Source organism: Paenibacillus guangzhouensis (assembly GCF_009363075.1).
GTDB lineage: Bacteria > Bacillota > Bacilli > Paenibacillales > Paenibacillaceae > Paenibacillus_K > Paenibacillus_K guangzhouensis.
On sequence record NZ_CP045293.1, the window covers coordinates 621,866 to 639,392 of the forward strand.

General features: G+C 44.1%; 8 protein-coding genes. 7 read left to right on the plus strand and 1 reads right to left on the minus strand.

Annotated features, from left to right (window positions below):
• Positions 1-58 precede the first annotated feature (58 nt).
• Positions 59-1,102 (minus strand): PocR ligand-binding domain-containing protein, encoded by a 1,044-nt coding sequence (locus tag GCU39_RS02605; RefSeq protein WP_152392080.1) that lies wholly within the window; start codon positions 1,100-1,102, stop codon positions 59-61.
• Positions 1,103-1,407: 305 nt separating this feature from the next.
• Between GCU39_RS02605 and GCU39_RS02610 the strand changes: the two genes are divergently transcribed.
• From GCU39_RS02610 to GCU39_RS02640, 7 genes are all read left to right on the plus strand, one after another.
• Complete coding sequence (locus tag GCU39_RS02610; RefSeq protein WP_152392081.1) at positions 1,408-3,174, plus strand: sensor histidine kinase; 1,767 nt, start codon at positions 1,408-1,410, stop codon at positions 3,172-3,174.
• 13 nt (positions 3,175-3,187) lie between these two features.
• The gene (locus tag GCU39_RS02615; RefSeq protein WP_152392082.1) at positions 3,188-4,822 is read left to right on the plus strand and encodes a response regulator; all 1,635 of its coding nucleotides are present in this window, start codon (positions 3,188-3,190) and stop codon (positions 4,820-4,822) included.
• A gap of 118 nt (positions 4,823-4,940) precedes the next feature.
• On the plus strand, positions 4,941-6,287 hold the full coding sequence (locus tag GCU39_RS02620; protein WP_152392083.1) for an ABC transporter substrate-binding protein: 1,347 nt from the start codon (positions 4,941-4,943) through the stop codon (positions 6,285-6,287).
• A 102-nt stretch (positions 6,288-6,389) separates the two neighbouring features.
• On the plus strand, positions 6,390-7,265 hold the full coding sequence (locus GCU39_RS02625) for a carbohydrate ABC transporter permease (RefSeq protein WP_227793423.1): 876 nt from the start codon (positions 6,390-6,392) through the stop codon (positions 7,263-7,265).
• Positions 7,262-8,098, plus strand: coding sequence for a carbohydrate ABC transporter permease (locus tag GCU39_RS02630; RefSeq protein WP_152392085.1), 837 nt, complete (start codon positions 7,262-7,264; stop codon positions 8,096-8,098). The genes GCU39_RS02625 and GCU39_RS02630 overlap by 4 nt, the downstream gene beginning before the upstream one ends.
• A 482-nt stretch (positions 8,099-8,580) precedes the next feature.
• Entirely contained in the window at positions 8,581-13,014 is a 4,434-nt protein-coding gene (locus tag GCU39_RS02635) for a discoidin domain-containing protein (protein WP_193726741.1), read from the plus strand.
• A gap of 47 nt (positions 13,015-13,061) precedes the next feature.
• On the plus strand, positions 13,062-17,492 hold the full coding sequence (locus GCU39_RS02640) for a discoidin domain-containing protein (RefSeq protein ID WP_152392087.1): 4,431 nt from the start codon (positions 13,062-13,064) through the stop codon (positions 17,490-17,492).
• Positions 17,493-17,527: the final 35 nt, after the last annotated feature.

The window sequence follows — 17,527 nt, forward strand, 5'->3', positions numbered from 1 at the left end:
GGAATGAAAGGGCAACCTGGTGATCGGGTTGCCCTTTTCTGCTTGAATGATTCGGTTGTTACTCCGTGGCCTTGTTCTTATACACGGTGCGATAGACGGCGGGCGTCAAGTTCTCGAATTTCTTGAAGGTTTTGATGAAGTACCCGGCATCGCAGAATCCGAGTTCATCACTGATCTGATTCACGGCGAGATCGGAGGTTTCGAGCAGCTGCTTGGCCCATTCGATTTTGAGTCTCGCCGTGAAGACGGAGAAGTTCTCGCCCGTCTCCCTCGTGAACATCCGGCTGAAGTAGCTCGGACTCATATGGCAGCGTTGTGCCATCCCTTGCAGGGTGAAGTTCTCGCTTTTGTGGGCATAGAGATAATCGAACGCCGGTTGCAGCGCCGCATTGGTGGCATGAAAGGTCTGGGATGCGGAATGTCTGACTTTGGTCTCGATCAACGCGCTGGACAGCTCATGCTGAATGGCTTGAATATTGCGATACGTACGCTCCGCGGTGTTCAGTGGTTCCAAGGCAGGGTCTGCCTCGAGCGCCAGAGCTTTTTTGTACATATCGATCGTAGCATTCTTATGAATCGCCTCTTCGACGATATAGGTGCACAAGTGGAACAGCATATCCGCGATCGTCGTCACCTCTTCGTAAGACAGGACAGGCAGCGCAAGGTAATCTTCCTTCAAATGCTTGAATTTATTGTTCGTCTCCGCATTCGATGGACGAGATACGATTCGCTCCAGCAGAGGGGCATCTTCGTCTCGCAGCTTGATCTGACCCGCCATAATCGCGCCGATGTATTGGTTATCGATAATGATAGGGATCGCGATGTCCAGAATATCGAAATGACAGCGATAAATATAAGGTTTATTTAGCCGAACGGCTTCAAGACCGCCGCGCGCATCGCATTTCTGGCAATATTGCGCGAGTGAGGGATCTTGTCGAACGCCTTGGCAGAAGGATTGGCAGTAGCTGTGCTTGGTCACGGGGATCCCTTTGTAATCGACGGTGATGATCGCCATTTTGGTTACCAGAGAGAGCGAGTCCTGCAGCTTATGCCATTTGTCCATATCAATGATGCGTTCGAGATCGTAGCGTGATTTTACCATGATCGTGTGTTCTCCCTTTGCCAATGGATATATTCATCATAGTCGACTTTCATAAGCAAGTAAATTGATCGTTGTGAAGGTATGATTGAATCGTAGATAGAAGGATTATTTTATGTGATTAACGAAAAATATCATGTAACCACAAAAAATATCATTAAAACGATCTCTCTAAATTTTTATACTGTACTTAGCAAAATAGATCGCCCTGCTCTAGTGTTCAATTGAAGGCGATCTTCTTCGTTATATAGTTTGTTATTGAAGTAACAATGACCAGATAATAATTTGCTTCCGTATGGAGGGTGTCCATGTTCAAACAAAAAGACAGAGAGATTACGATACATTTTATTAGAACATTTGTATTGATTATCATTATTCCATTCATCTTATTTATTAATATTTTCTATAAATACTATTCCACCTCATTAATTCATAAGTCCATTGATCAAATGGATCAGCAGTTGGATGTCGCGTCTAAAAATATGAACTCTGAGCTGAAACGAGCCTCCCTTACCATCGCTACAATCGCGAATGTAAATGACCACACAATTCTAGATGCCGTCTCCGCGTGGAGCAAAAGCTCAAGCTCGGTAGAGAAAATTCAACTTGCGCGTGAAATTGACTCCTACTTAAATATTATCTCGAATTATAGCAATGAGATCGTCAGTGTTATTTTTACACTAAAGAGTGGAGGATACTATTATTTCAAAAACCCCCCAACGATATCCGATTCTTCCATTCGCAATCTGCCATGGTATCAAGAAGCGCTGAGGAAAAGCGGTGGAGCGGCCATCATTGTTGATAGCCTGAACGGTATTACTTCAAATAAGCAGGACATGTTTACCTTATTGCTTCATCCGGATCAGTCGCTCGAATCAGAGATTGAGATGGTTTATTTGATTACCCACGCCTCTCTGCCAGATTACATTCATAAGAATCCAGAAATTGAACAATTCATGATGGATCGAAATGGTCATCGAATTGTGAATCAGAACAATCATAATAAGGTAGATCCAGAAATTTTAATGGAAGTATCGAGCATGATGAAGAAACCATCTCATGATCGTGACAAGGATTATACCTTTATTAATATCAATGGCGTAAATAAGCTTATTAAGCTGTATTCGTTCGAGAAGTCAGATTGGATTATCGTTAATGTGTTGGATGAGAACATGGTTACGAGGGAAGCAAATCAATTTTTAAAGATATCTATCATCTTCATATTTTGTAGTTTTGTTTTATTTTTATTGTTTATATTTAGTTTTTTTCGAAATATACTTAGCCCGTTGCAGAACCTCATTCGAGCGATGAGAAAAGTGGAGACAGGTGATTTTATGACGGAGGTAAAGGCAGACGGAAGAGGTGAGATTAAGCGGCTGGGTTATTCCTTCAATCGCATGGTTTCTCAGATCAGAGATCTTATGCAGGAACGTGATTTGAAGGAACGAGCGCGCAGCCAGGCTGAAATCGAAGCTTTGCAATCACAGATTAATCCGCACTTCTTATCGAATACATTGAATTCCGTTCGGCTTATGGCCATGATTGCGAAGACAGACAATATTCGTAAAATCATTGAGAGCCTGTCAGCGCTTCTGACGCATGTATTTCGCGCGCCGAACTCGCTAGCTCCGATCGGTCAGGAGATCAAAGTACTAGAGTCCTACGTACATATTATGCAGGTTCGTTATGGAGGCAAGCTTAATATTCAATTTCATGTTGATGATACCCTTTTGAATTACAATATGCCCAAAATGCTGCTTCAGCCGATTCTTGAAAATGCCATTTTTCATGGACTTGATCAACAAAATATGAATGAGCTTATTGAGGTGAACGCGATTCGGCATGAGCATGGCGTATGCTTTACCATCACGGATTATGGCAAAGGAATGACAGACGAGCAAATTAGGGGATTGCTGCAGCAGGGTGAAAAATACGAGCGTGGCACTTTTAGTGGGATAGGCGTATATAACGTGTTACAACGAATCGAGCTGAATTATGGTCATCCATACGGTTTAAAAATTGATAGCAAGTTAGGTGGAGGAACTACCGTTACGATTCTGCTGCCATTGGTATGAACATGATCTTTTCATGGAAAGGACGAACCGTATGATGAATGTGATGATCGTAGAAGACGAGACGATTATGAGATTGGCACTATCTACGCTGATTGAATGGGAGTCGAACGGATTTCGAATTGTATATGAGGCGAGTAATGGCTATCAAGCACTTCAATATATCAAGGAAAACCGAGAGATTGACATTGTCATTACAGATTTGAAGATGCCTGTGATGGATGGTTTAGAGCTGATTGATGAGCTTAACCAGTTGAAAGGAACATCTCCGCATGTCGTCATTTTAAGTGCGTATGATGACTTTGAATATGTAAGGAAGGCATTTAAGCGGGGAATTCATGACTACATTCTTAAATCGGAGATGGATCCGAATGTTGTTCTGGATCTCTTGCATCGGATCAAACACGATTGTGAAGTTGAACAGACGAAGTCAATACAATCGAGTGAAATCCGTCATGGGGAACGGATAAGGCTGAAACAGCAGACCATTCGGGAATGGCTTGAAATTGGCGTGAATGCACCGTTCGATCCTTTGATGCTGGAGGATCTGAATATGAGGCTGGAAGGGTTCTACATGACCGTCTCCTTGATTCGAGTAGAGGGCTTTGCTGAAGTGCAGGAGCGGTATGGTTCGGCAATTGGGGAGTTTGTAAGTTCAGTAGTCAAGTCTATCGATCAGGTGCTTGCGGAGGCAGGGACTGGTGAAGTTATTAGCTGGAACACGTATGAGTACGCGGTGCTGTTATCGTTTCGAACGAGTAGTTTATTGTATGTGCGGCAGAATCTATCGCAGATCATGGATCAAATTATCTTTGTACTGAAGGAGTACATCAATATTCAAGTGACGATCGGCGTAAGCGAGTTGTGCGAAGAGCTAAAGCAACTCCCGGAATTTTATCTTCAAGCTCGAAAAAATGCTGATTTACGCTTTGTTATTAATAAGCATCGAATTATTTACCCAGAGGATGCCATACATTTCTTGAAGCAGTCGGGGGAGACCTTGATCGGGAAAGAGCAAGCCTTGCTGAATGCATTGCGAGAGGGCGATGAGCAGAAGGCGCTGCAAGAACTGGACCACATGTTTGTACGGATTAAGCGTTCGGCTTCCATGGGAAATGAGGTACTGCGTACGCGGTATATGGAGCTCTTAATGATATTGGTAAAGTTCATGTTTGATAACGGTTACGCAAATAATCACGAGCTGAATAAGATCGAGGACGTCTATCAAATGGCCTGGCAGATCGACTCAGCCGATCGTCTGCAAGCAAGGATATTAAATGTAGCTCAGCAGCTTCTTCAAGAGATCGATAAGAAGGCGGGTCAGATGAATCGGGTTGTGGCTATAGCACAAGCATATATTATGGAACATTATGATGAAGAGATTACGCTTGGGCGAGTAAGCGAGATCGTACATTTAAGTGAAAGTCATTTCAGCACATTGTTCTCGAAGGCAGTTGGAGAGACGTTTAAGGAATTTGTTACAAAAGTGCGTATGGAAAAGGCTATGGAGAGCATGAAGAAGGAGCCTTATCTCAAGATATACGAGATTGCAGAGCGTACAGGATATGCGAGTACGGAGCACTTTAGCCGAGTGTTTAAGAAGGCGACGGGCATGAGTCCAAATCAGTACATAAGGTCGGTTGCCAAATAGCCTAAAACTATATCATGATTTCGAATGATTTATCATTCTGACCGCTTAACGGAAGGGCTATGATAGAAACAGCAAATGAGCAATAGCTTATATCCAATAAGTATAGGAGGAATGTTATATGCAACAGGTTCGACCACGGATGACACGCATATTATGTACGCTCATGATCACAGCCTTAATGGTACCCTTATTCTCCGCATGTGGATCGAAAGAGAAATCAGACGTCGAGAAGGAGCAATCCGCTCAGCCGGCTACGCAGCAGGAGCAGAAAGTTGAAGAGAAGGAACCCGTCACGTTAAAGTTCCCGATCTGGTCCACGATTACGGAGGATTTATTCAACAAGCTGGATCTTGTAAACGAATACAAAAAGGAACATCCGAATGTCACGATTGAATTGGAGCTGTTAAAGGATACAGAGTATGAAAATACGATGAAGATCCGGAATTCAGCGAACGAATTGCCGGATATTCTGCCTTTGAAATCGGCTTGGTTGATTAATTTCAAAGATAATATTTTGCCGCTGGATGACTTGGATGCAGCCAAGAACAATATGTTCGCAGCTGATTTTAAGGTGAATGATCATATCTATGGTGTACCCGAAAGCCAATTCAATGAGTTCGTATGGTATCGGAAGAGTGTGTTCCAGGAATACGGACTTGAGATTCCAAAGACTTGGGGAGAGTTCGTAACGGCTGCTAAAAAGATTAAAGACGGCGGCAAATATATTCCTATTGCGATGGGCGGAAAAGATGCATGGCCGGATTATCCTTTTAACGAATTTATGCCTTCGCTTGTAGCGGGTGATGGGGATTACTGGTCAACAATGGCTACGATCGATGAACCGTTCACGAAAGGCCAGGCCTACTATGATGCTTATGCCAAAATCCAAGAGCTGTACGATGCAAAGGTGATGGGTCCAGATCCGCTCGGTATTGGCTTTGATCAATCCAAGTTGATGTTTGCTTCCAAGCAGGCGGCGATGATTGGGCTTGGTCAATGGTTCGGCAGCGATTTGAAATCGATGAAGGATGTAGATATGAATGATGTAGGTGCCTTCTTGTTGCCGGTTCGTGATTCCGAAAGTGATCCGTTTAATACGATTTCGATGGTCGATACGTTCTTTACGATTCCAAAAACGTCGAAGTACCCAGAGGAAGCAAAAGAATTCATTAACTGGTTCTTCAGTGATGCATGGTATTCCAAATATTTGACCGAGGCTCAACTTCAATCGACGGTGAAGGATGTGAAGATTGATCTAGGTCCAATGTTCAAGGGTGCTTTTGACATGTCCAATCTAAATTATGTGTTGTATAAAGGCGGCAGTGAGGATTATAAGAAGATTGAATCGGCAATCAAGTTCGATGTGAAGAAAATGGGTCAGGACATGATGGCAGGCAAGGATTTCAATAAGATGATGCAGGAAATGAATAACAGCTGGAAAAATGCCCGTTCCAAATTAAAATAAATCTCAATTTGATAGTTGAGTAATGAGGAAGGTGGCTGCCATTTGGATTAGCCACCTTCCTTATATATAAGGACTGGAGGGGTAGAAATGAGAACGGTTTCTATGCAAAGAAACATACTGTTATTCAGCTTTTTGTTTGTTCCTGTATTGCTGTTATTGATGTTCGTGCTGTACCCGTTGTTCGAACTTATTCGATTAAGTTTTACCGATTGGAATGGCATGGATGCGAAGCAAGTTTACATTGGGTTCGACAATTACATGAAGATGTTTACCGATTCATCCGATGTATGGCTGTCCCTTCGCAATAACGGATTCTATTTCCTCTTTCATTTGATTATGATTCCGCTTGAATTAGCGGTTGCGGTTGTGTTGGACAGTAAGATTCGTGCCAATAAGTTTTTTAAGACCGTCGTATTTATGCCTTACATTATCAATGGGGTAGCGATTTCGTATATGTTTGCCTTCTTTTATAGTCCTATCAATGGGGGGTTAAATGGCATTCTTGAGGTGTTGGGGCTTGAGTCGCTCATACAGAATTGGCTCACGGATGAATCCATCGTGAACCTTAGCTTGGTGTTTGTATCGATCTGGCGATTCTCAGGGTTCCATATCATCTTATTCTTGGCGGGTTTGCAATCGATCCCTCAGGATCAATTCGAGGCAGCTAAAATCGATGGCGCGAGCAGCATCCAGAATTTCTGGTATATTATTGTTCCTGGTGTGAAAAAGGTGTTAGAGGTTCTTTTGTTCTTAAATGTCGTTGGGGCGCTGCAAGTGTTCGATATTCCATATATTATGACACAGGGCGGCCCGGGTCATGCGAGCAGTACATTCACATTATATACCTTGGAGACGGCCTTCAAATTTAATAACTTCGGTATGGCTTCCGCGATGGGGATTACGATGTTAGTTCTCATTATTGTCCTGAATAGTGTACAGAAGAGGCTGTTCAACCTGAAGGGAGTGGATGAGGAATGACGCCTCGATTGGGAGTAGCTGTGAAGAAGCTCGCCGTGTATGTTATACTCATTGCGATTTGTCTGATGATCTTCATTCCTTTACTCATCACGTTATTCGCTTCGTTCAAAACGTCGATGGAGATTGGTTCGGAATTTTCGCTGAAGCCGCCTGGAAGTTTTGATTTCGATAACTATAGCGTGGTATTGGAGAAAGGGAAGTTTCTGCAGGGGTTTGGGAATTCGATGTTCCTGGTTGCAGTCAGTGTCGTCATTAATGCTTTATTAGGAACGATGACAGCCTATGCGATTAATCGATTTGATTTTCGCTTGAAGAAGATCATTCTTGGTCTCTTCGTAGCCGGAATGATCATGCCTGGTATGATTACTGAAATTTCACGGTTTACGGTCATTAAAAATCTCGGACTGTATAATACCATCTGGGCTCCGATCGTGATTTATGCAGCAGCCAATTTAGTTCAGCTCTACATTTATACACAGTTCATCAACGGGATACCGAAAGAATTGGATGAGAGTGCCATGCTCGATGGATGCTCATACTTTGCAGTCTTCAATAAAATGATTTTCCCACTTCTGCTGCCGGCAACGGCAACACTTGGGATAATAAAAGCAGTCGATGTGATGAACGATATGTATGTTCCATACCTGTACATGCCATCAAGCACACTACGAACGTTGACGACGACCTTGATGTATTTCAGCAGTTCAAAGTTTGGGAGTTGGGACTATTTAAGTGCTGCAATTATATTGGTCATGTTGCCGACGCTTGTGATTTACCTGCTGTTTTCAAAGTATATTTTCAAAGGAATCGTTGCAGGTGCCGTAAAAGGGTAACATTAGGATCCCTGTATTCAAGAAACGGATAGCGTCTATGAAGGACGGTATCCGTTTCTTTTTATAAAGTAAAAACGAGATACAAAAGTCTTGAAAGGATATAAACTGCATTTCAGTCCTATTTATAGAACATAGACGCAATTTAAGGAGCATTTTGCTGAAGGTGGATATGAATTCACCTTTTTTTGTTGTTGCCGGAACGATCGGAAAATAGATCATGAAATCCAAATTATCGTCATTTAGTTATTGGCGGCAGCAGGGTATGATGAAACCAAAATACTCGATTTATTCGCGATCTTTATGTTCCTTCCTTTATATACTTCCACTCAATTTCTTTTAGCAAGCGCTTTCTTCCAATGATTTATTCATTTATTCGCATCCTAACCTTGGAGGTGATGTCATATAAGACCTTAGTTAGATGGGCCAGAGGCCGCCACGGCCTCTTCAAAGCTATCGTCTATTATATTTTAAAGAGGTGTACGATGAAGAGAATAACTTTATGGCTTGTCATCTTCTCCTTTATAATCGGAATGGAAAATTCAAGTACAGCCGTTTACGCACAGCAAAGCAGTACCGTTCAGACAACGGAGCATACCAATGGCAGAACCGTTTTGAATTTCAATAGCGACTGGGGATTCTACAGAGGTGATTTAGCGGGTTCAGAGGCTATTGACTTTGATGATCAGGCATTTGCCAATGTAACGATTCCGCACACGATGAGACTGGAGAAGAAACATGCCAATGGCGGTAAGGCCGTATATCAAGGAATTGGTTGGTACAGACGTTATTTTACGGTTGACGAGATGTACAGAGGAAATACGATCAATATTGACTATGAAGGTGTCATGACGGACAGTGACATCTATTTGAATGGAGAAAAAATATATACGCGCAATGGCGGCTATGTCGGATTTTCTATAGATATTACGGATAAGGTGAAATTTGGCGAAACCAATGTGTTAGCAGTAAGGGTATCTAGCATTGACAGTCCGGATACGCCGCCAGGAAAGCCAGTAGCTAATCTCGATTTCCATTACTACGGCGGGATTTATAGAGATGTAACCATACGAATCACAAATCCGCTGCATATTTCAGATGCATTGCAGGCTGATACAACAGCTAGCGGCGGAGTTTTCGTGACTTATCCCGAAGTGAGCCGAGCTTCTGCCAAAGTGAATGTAAAAACCCATGTCGTTAACAAGAATAATACATCGGTAGATACGAAAGTCGTAAGTAAGATTGTAGACAAGGAAGGGAATACAGTTGCTCAGGGTGAAGCTGAAGCGGCAAGGATACCAGCAGGTGGAGATAAACAGTTTAATCAGGATTTGACGGTAACCAATCCGAATTTATGGCATCCAGATACGCCTTATCTCTATTCTTTAGTCAGTGAAGTATACAACGGGTCAACTTTAGTCGATTCGGTTATGACAAAGATCGGCATTAGAACGATTGCGTACAAGGCAGACGGCTTCTATATCAATGGTGAACGATTATATTTGCGCGGAGCCAATCGTCATCAAGCCTATCAGAATATTGGAGATGCTGCCCCTAATTCAATGCAGTATCGTGATGCCATGCAAATCAAGGAAAATGGATTTAATGCGGTTCGTGCGACACATTATCCTAATGATCCGGCTTTTCTAGATGCAGCGGATGAACTAGGGTTATTGGTGATTGAATGTCAACCTGGCTGGCAGAACTTCACGAGAACGCAAAAGTTCTATGATCTCACATTAAGAGATACACGAGAAATGATCCGACGCGACAGAAATAGACCATCCGTCATCCTATGGGAAACTTCACTGAACGAGACGGGCTACTCTGCCCAATGGGCTAAAGAAGCAACGGATATCGCTCATGCTGAATACCCTGGCAATCAGATGTATACCGCGGCTGATCATGGGCTTCAGGGATCTTACTATGATGTGAACTACAAAGTCGTGGATACGAATTGGGATGCTAACCCTAGCAAATGGACGGATTTTGATCCCAACAAGCCATTTTTCACACGTGAATGGGGAGATTTTGAGGAATCCAGTAAGGCGCTCAGAAAAGAAGGCGAAGGCGCAATGAATACGCAGATTTTGACGCGTCAGAGATATTTGAATGGCGATGGTTACTCGGACTGGGGCGGCCTCGATGCAAATGACCGAATAGGAGGTTACTTCTTATGGAGTTGGAATGACTACGCGCGAGGATCCACAACGAAGACCTTAGGAAGCGGAACCGTCGATATCGATCGATACGAAAAATATGATTACTACTGGTTGCAATCCATGCAATCGGCTAGAAATTCGGTTGTTGGTCCAATGGTGTTTATCGCAAGCACATATTCGCAGGCCTCAAGCCTAAATATCAATGTATTCAGTAACAGCGACAGTGTGAAGCTATATCAGAATAACGTATTGGTGAAAGAACTGACAAGGGAAGAGGCCCTGAACTCCGTTCCAAACATCGCAAAAAAAGGCGGCAGCCCCATTTTTACATTTACATTAGATAAGTTTGCGGCTGGTGAGCTTAGAGCCGAAGCGGTTTTAGATGGGAAAGTTGTGAAAACGCATACCGTGAGAACGCCAGGTCAAGCTGCTGGAATCGAAATTGAAGTTCGTGACAGAGGCATAACGCCAGTAGCAGATGGTTCAGATGTCATTCCTGTATACTTCAAAGTCGTGGATGCACAGGGAATTGTCGTACCGAACTACGACGGTAAGATTCAAATTTCTGTAACAGGTGAAGGGGAACTCGTCGGCAAAAATATTGAAAGAATCGGTGTGGAAGAACAAAGTGTAGAAGGCGGTATCGGCTTTGCATTTGTAAGAACTACAGACGTTAGTGGAAATATCAATATTCATGCTGTAGCAGAAGGGCTTCAAGCGGGAGACAAGACGGTAAGTACAGTCCCTTACGAAGGAAAGTTTGCCCCTGACGGACAGCATCGGCCATGGGTTGGCGGCGTTGAAAAGCTAGAAACGATAGAACAGACCTATAAAAATATCGCAATCGGTAAACCTGTGACAAGTTCTTCTGAACAATCGGGTAACTTTGCAAAGCATGCAGTGGATAACGACGAAGGTACAAGATGGTGTGCGAGTGGAGCATCCTTACCGCAGTGGATTCAGGTTGATTTACAGAAGAGCAGCGCTATAGCTGGGTTCCAGGTGATGTGGGAGCGAAGTACAAATGCTTACAAGTACTTTATAGAAGTGTCGGAAGATGGTGTCCAGTGGAAAAAAGTGATGGATAGAACATCCAATACGACACCTAACGGATATGAAGAAACGCAGTTGACAGAGACAAAAGGGAGATATGTCAGATTAACAATTGTGGATCGGATTACCAATGGAGATTGGGCGTCTTTATATGAATTTAAAATCATCCCTTCGGACAATGAAGAACCAGGTGACATCATTACGGATGCGAAAATTGAAGCCATTACATCATCTTCTGCAAGTGAAGCTGACAGAGGTACGGATAAGCTTAGAGATGGTATAACGACGATCGGAACAGGCTGGTTGTCTAAGGAACTCACTTTTCCACAATCCGTTACCGTCAAATTCAACAAACCTCAGTCGGTTGTTGGAAGTCGTATTTACTGGGAGAAGGACAGTAACTGGTACACGTATGATTTAGAAGTATCTGCGGATGGTCGCATATGGCAGAAGGCACTCGATAATCGCTATGTCGGCGGACAGCACTTCACACCTGAAAAATTTGCTAAGTCATTTGACAACATCAAATATGCTCGTGTAACGATCAAGGTCATCACGGCTGGCGGCGGGTTCAGAATTGGGATGGCCGAATTGATCTTATATGGGAAAGATTATGTGGAACCAGAGAAGAATGAGTATGACTATGTTAGCGATCTGGAATGGGTGTCGGCACACAGTGATTATTATGCGGTTCTTAAGGATAAACCACAGTATGGCGGTTCGACCCTTGACTTGAACGCTGCAGCAGGAGTTAAGACCTTTGCCAAAGGATTATCAGCAGATACAAATTCAGAAGTCGTCTACCGTGTAGACGGACGTGGGTATACAAGATTTCAAGCCTATATAGGAATTGACAAGAAAGCCCCTAAAATGGGTGGAGAAGCGATCTTTAAAGTGTATAAAGATAATGAACTAATCTATACAAGTCCTGTCAAGATGAGAGACGACAACTGTGAATTTATTGATCTTGATATCACAGGAGCCAAGCAGATGAAGCTTATTGCTGAATGGCACAACAATCCTGCTAATCCTGAAGCAAGGTACAATACGCATGTGGACTGGGCAGATGCCAAATTCATCTATGGCGCAGCGGTAACAACACCGTCCGGCTCCATCTCGGCGCCAGTTACAGTGACAGCTGGCCGAGCGTTCAACGTGCAAGTCGGCCTCAGCAGTGTAACGCAAGAGGTATATGCGCAGGATCTATCGGTAGATTTCGATCCGGGTACGTTCGAGTTTTTGTCTGCGAGCTCTCTCATTCCGGGGGTTAGCATCATCGATAAGAAGACGACGCCGGATGGCAAGCTGCGGTTCATCGTCGCAAGCACTGGTTCAGGCTATGCCGTAACCGGCACGAGGAATGTCCTTGAACTAACGTTCAGAGCGAAGGAAGTCGCTGAAGCGAGAGTCAATCGTGTCATCTCGCTGACGAAAGTTATGATTTCTGATGCAGAAGGTGTTGAGACGACCTTAGGAAATGCGAGCTCCACCGTACAAGTGGTGAAGGAGCAACCGCCGGTTGCAACAGGCGATTTGAACGTCGACGGCAAAGTAACGATCGGTGACCTTGCGGTAGCTGCTGCGAACTATGGCGCAACGAAGGATAGCCCGAACTGGAGTAAGCTGCGAATGGCTGACTTTGACAACAACGGCGTCATTGATATCAGTGACTTGGCGGCGATCGCGCGGAAGATTATTCAATAATGCATTAACGTTAATGTAATTATTCCGTTTCAAGGAGGAAATTTAATATGTCTAATACAAGGCAAAGAGCAAGGAAAGCGATGATACTGGCCGTACTCATTGCATTGTTTGCCAATTTCCCAACCTATGCGAGAGCTGCAGACAATGGAAATGGTACATACACAAATCCGATCATGTGGGGGGATTATCCGGATAATGACGTGATCCGGGTGGGAGACACCTATTATATGTCATCGACGAGTATGCACCTCTTCCCCGGAAGCCCAATTATGAGTTCCAAAGATTTGGTCAATTGGAAATATGAAAGCTACGCTGTTGATAGAATGGTAGGAGACATGTACGACCTGAAGAATGGGCAGAATGCTTACGACGAAGGTCCGTGGGCAACCAGCTTAAGGTATCATAACGGTAAATTCTACTTGCTGTACAACATTAATCGAGATGCGGCATACGTAAGCATTGCCAATAGTGCACAAGGTCCGTGGACGATTTACAAGTTAGAAGATGAACTCTACGATCCCGGTCTATTTTTTGACGATAATGGTAAGGTGTACGTTGTGCATGGTCAAGGTCAACTCTACCTAAGCGAAATGAAAATTGTAAATGAAGCAACAGGTCAACTTTCGATTATTTCTAAGAGAGCCCCCGGTGCATCAAGAAATGGAAAGATGATCTACGACTATAAGGGTGGTTATTATAACGAAGGATCACATGCTTATAAAATTGGAGAATACTATTACATCTTAAGTACGCCGACCTGGAATAAAGGCTCGAAGAAGGAAATAGCGATTCGAACAAAAGACTTGGCGAACGGCCCTTATGAAGTAAAGGATATTATGACCAGCTTTATGAATTTTACCGGCAATGGCATACACCAGGGAGGGATTGTAGATGTTCCTCAGGGTGAAGGCAAGGAAGCAGAATGGTGGTCGGTCATATTCCAGGATCGCGGCAAGCTGGGGCGTGTTCCAACATTGCAGCCGGTGCAGTGGAAAGATGGATGGCCGTATATGGGAGAGCTGGATGGAGAAAAAGCGGTCGTTACGTTTAAGAAACCTAATATCCCAGGTTTGAGCACAACGGAACCGAAGGCACCTGCAACAACCGATGATTTCAACAGCAGCGCGTTAGGCTTGCAATGGCAGTGGAATCACAATCCTGACAATGACAAGTGGAGTCTTGCGGAAAGACCGGGATATATTAGACTTAAGACATCCAGTGTAGCCACTACGCTGGCCTATGCAAGAAATACACTGACGCAGAGAATCATTGGTCCGGATTGTATAGGAACTGTCAAGATGGACATCAGCCATATGGCTGACGGCGATCAGGCTGGGTTGTCTGTCATCCAACGAGATTCTAATTTCATTGGCATAAAGAATGAAGATGGAAAGAAGAGAATCGTAGTGCAAGACTTATGGAACGAACAGGCATCCATTGATCTTCCCAAAAGAACTTCGAATATCTGGTTTAGAGCTGAAACTCCAAGATTTGAGTACAGAACGGAATTCTCATACAGCTTAGATGGAGCTAACTTCACTAGATTGGGCGGAAGATATGACATGCGTTATGGAACCTATGTTGGGATGAGGTTTGGTATTTTCAATTATGCAACAAAAGACCTTGGCGGATATATTGATGTCGATTCATTTGACCTGACAACGACGGAAAACCAAGGGAATGTATTCGGGATAGATAAGAAGATGGATGCTGAACGTTATGATGATCAAAATTATGTTACGGATAAAAATCTTACGATCAACGCAAAAACAGAGTGGACCCATGATGATGTGAACAACGGTTATGACCAAAGTATAGCGAATATCAAGAACGGCGACTGGCTGCGTTACGATCAAGTAGATTTTGGTGATGGTGCGGCCAAATGGTTCAACGCAAGAGTAGCAAGTCATAAAACGAGCGGTACAATCGAGGTTAAGCTAGCTGATGCACAAGGCAATCCAGCTGAAACGATTGCAACACTGCAAATTCCAAATACCGGTGATTTGAATACGTATGTTAATGCGAAGGTAGAGCTTTCAAGAAAAGTCACCGGCAAGCAAAAGATTTTTCTCGTATTTAACGGTGCGGATAAGGAAATAAGCAAGCTCAACTGGTTTATGTTCGGGTCAGGCGATTATCCAGCGATTGCAGCAGTTCCAACTCATGTTCAAGTGGGTTCAACAAAGAGCTCAACGATCGATATCGCATGGGATGCCGTATCCGGCGCATTACAGTATGATATCAAGATTAACAATAAGATCATAAGCAATGCGACAAGCTCATTTTCGGAAACAGGCTTACTTCCTGGAGCAACGTATACCGTACAGGTTCGATCCAAGAACTTTGCGGGGTTCAGTGAATGGAGTGAGGGTATAAAAATAACAACCAAAGCTGACCCGGAAATGATTCCTTCCAGTGGCATGACGGTAACTGCTTCAAGTGAAGAAACGCAAGCCGAAGATAATAAGGCAGCAAATGTCTTAGATGGAAACTTAGATACGATCTGGCATACCAAATGGAGCGGTGGAAATACGCCTCCTCATACATTGGATTTCAACTTAGGACAGACGTATGACGTATATAAGCTGAAATATACACCAAGACAGTCCGGTGGAGATAACGGTGTTGTAACCAAATACAACATCTACACAAGTATGGATGGAGTAAACTACACCTTGGTCAAGGAAAATGGAACATTTGTAAATGATTCCACGCCAAAGACAGTAACATTTAGACCCACTCAGGCTCATTACCTGAGATTTGAAGTATTGGCTGGTCATAATGGCTTCGGTTCTGCTGCCGAAATGAACCTTTATCAAAATGCAGACTCCATACCGGCCGTGTCTGGCAACAAGCCAGCTGCTGCAAGCAGTGAACAAGCAGGTTATGAAGCTTCTAAGGCTAACGATGGCGATCTAGCTACCGCATGGAAAGCTGCAGTTCAAGATACTATGAAGACGTGGACAGTAGACTTGGAAGAAAAGTATGATTTGACAGGGATCGAGCTTGAATGGGCTACTGAAAACGCAAGCAAGTATAAGGTTGAAGTGTCAAGCGATAACAAGGTGTGGACGCGTGCCGTTGACAGAACGGTAGATACAGTATCCAGCAAGATTAAAAAAGACAACGTTTCAAGTAATGCAGTAAGGTATGTCAAGGTAACCTTTACGGAAGGGATCGCTACCATTGATGAAATTAGAATTCGCGGTACCAAGAGCGTAATCATCCCGGAATCTAACAACATTGTATTAAACAAACCTGTTGTTTCTGACAGCCAGCAGAGCAGCAATCCCGCATCCGCAGGTAACGATGGGGATGAGTCGACGCGTTGGTGTGTGGCGGATGATAAGCATCCACATTACTGGCAGGTGAATCTCGGTGGAAAATATGATTTAACGGGTTCAAAGGTCATATTTGAGAAAGCCGGTAAGGCGATGATGTATAAGATTGAGGTTTCAAGTGACGCTGCAACTTGGACGACAGTGGTTGACCATATGAATAACACGAGCAACACGGAACAAGTCAGAACAGATAACTGGACGGCGAAGGGCGTAGAATATATCAAGGTCACAGTTATGGGATACCCGGATCTATGGGGAGGTTTCCGCGAGTTCGAAGCGTACGGTGCTAAATCGCCATTAGTGGATACAATAGCGCTGAAAACAGCGATCGAAGCTGCTCAAGTCAAAGTGGATCATGCCGCCGTTGGCAATCAGCCAGGACAATATCCGCAAGCAGCCGTTGATGCATTAAAAGCAGCGATTGCAGCAGCACAAAGCGTTGTCGGTACGGCAACCACACAAGCAGAAGTGACAGCAGCGATCGAAGCGCTTCAAGCCGCAGTTCAAACCTTCGATAAGGCCGCAACAGCTGCATCGTCCGGCTCCATCTTGGCGCCAGCTACAGTGACAGCTGGCAAAGCGTTCAACGTGCAAGTCGGTCTCAGCGGCGTAACGCAAGGGGTTTATGCGCAGGATCTATCGGTCGAGTTCGATCCGGCTAAGCTCGAGTTCTTGTCTGCGAAATCCCTCATGCAAGGAGTTAGTATCATTGATAAGAAGACGACAGCGGATGGCAAGCTGCGGTTCATCGTCGCGAGTGTTGGTTCAGGAAACGCCGTAACAGGTACGAAGAATGTCCTGGAACTGACGTTCAAAGCGAAGGAAGTAGCGGAAGCGGCGGTAAATAGTGTCATCTCGTTAACGAAGGTCATGATTTCGGATGCCGAAGGAGCAGAGATGACCATCGGAAATGCGAGCTCCACCGTACAAGTGGTGAAGGAGCAGCCACCGGTTCCATCAGGCGACTTGAATGGTGACGGCAAAGTAACGATCGGTGACCTTGCAATTGCTGCTGCGAACTATGGTGCAACCAAGGATAGCCCGAACTGGAGTAAGCTGCAAATGGCTGACTTTGACAAGAATGGCGTCATTGATATCAGCGACTTGGCGGCGATTGCGCAGAAGATTATTCAATAAAGAGTTGAGAGCAGCCTGAGGGGATCTTGGGCTGC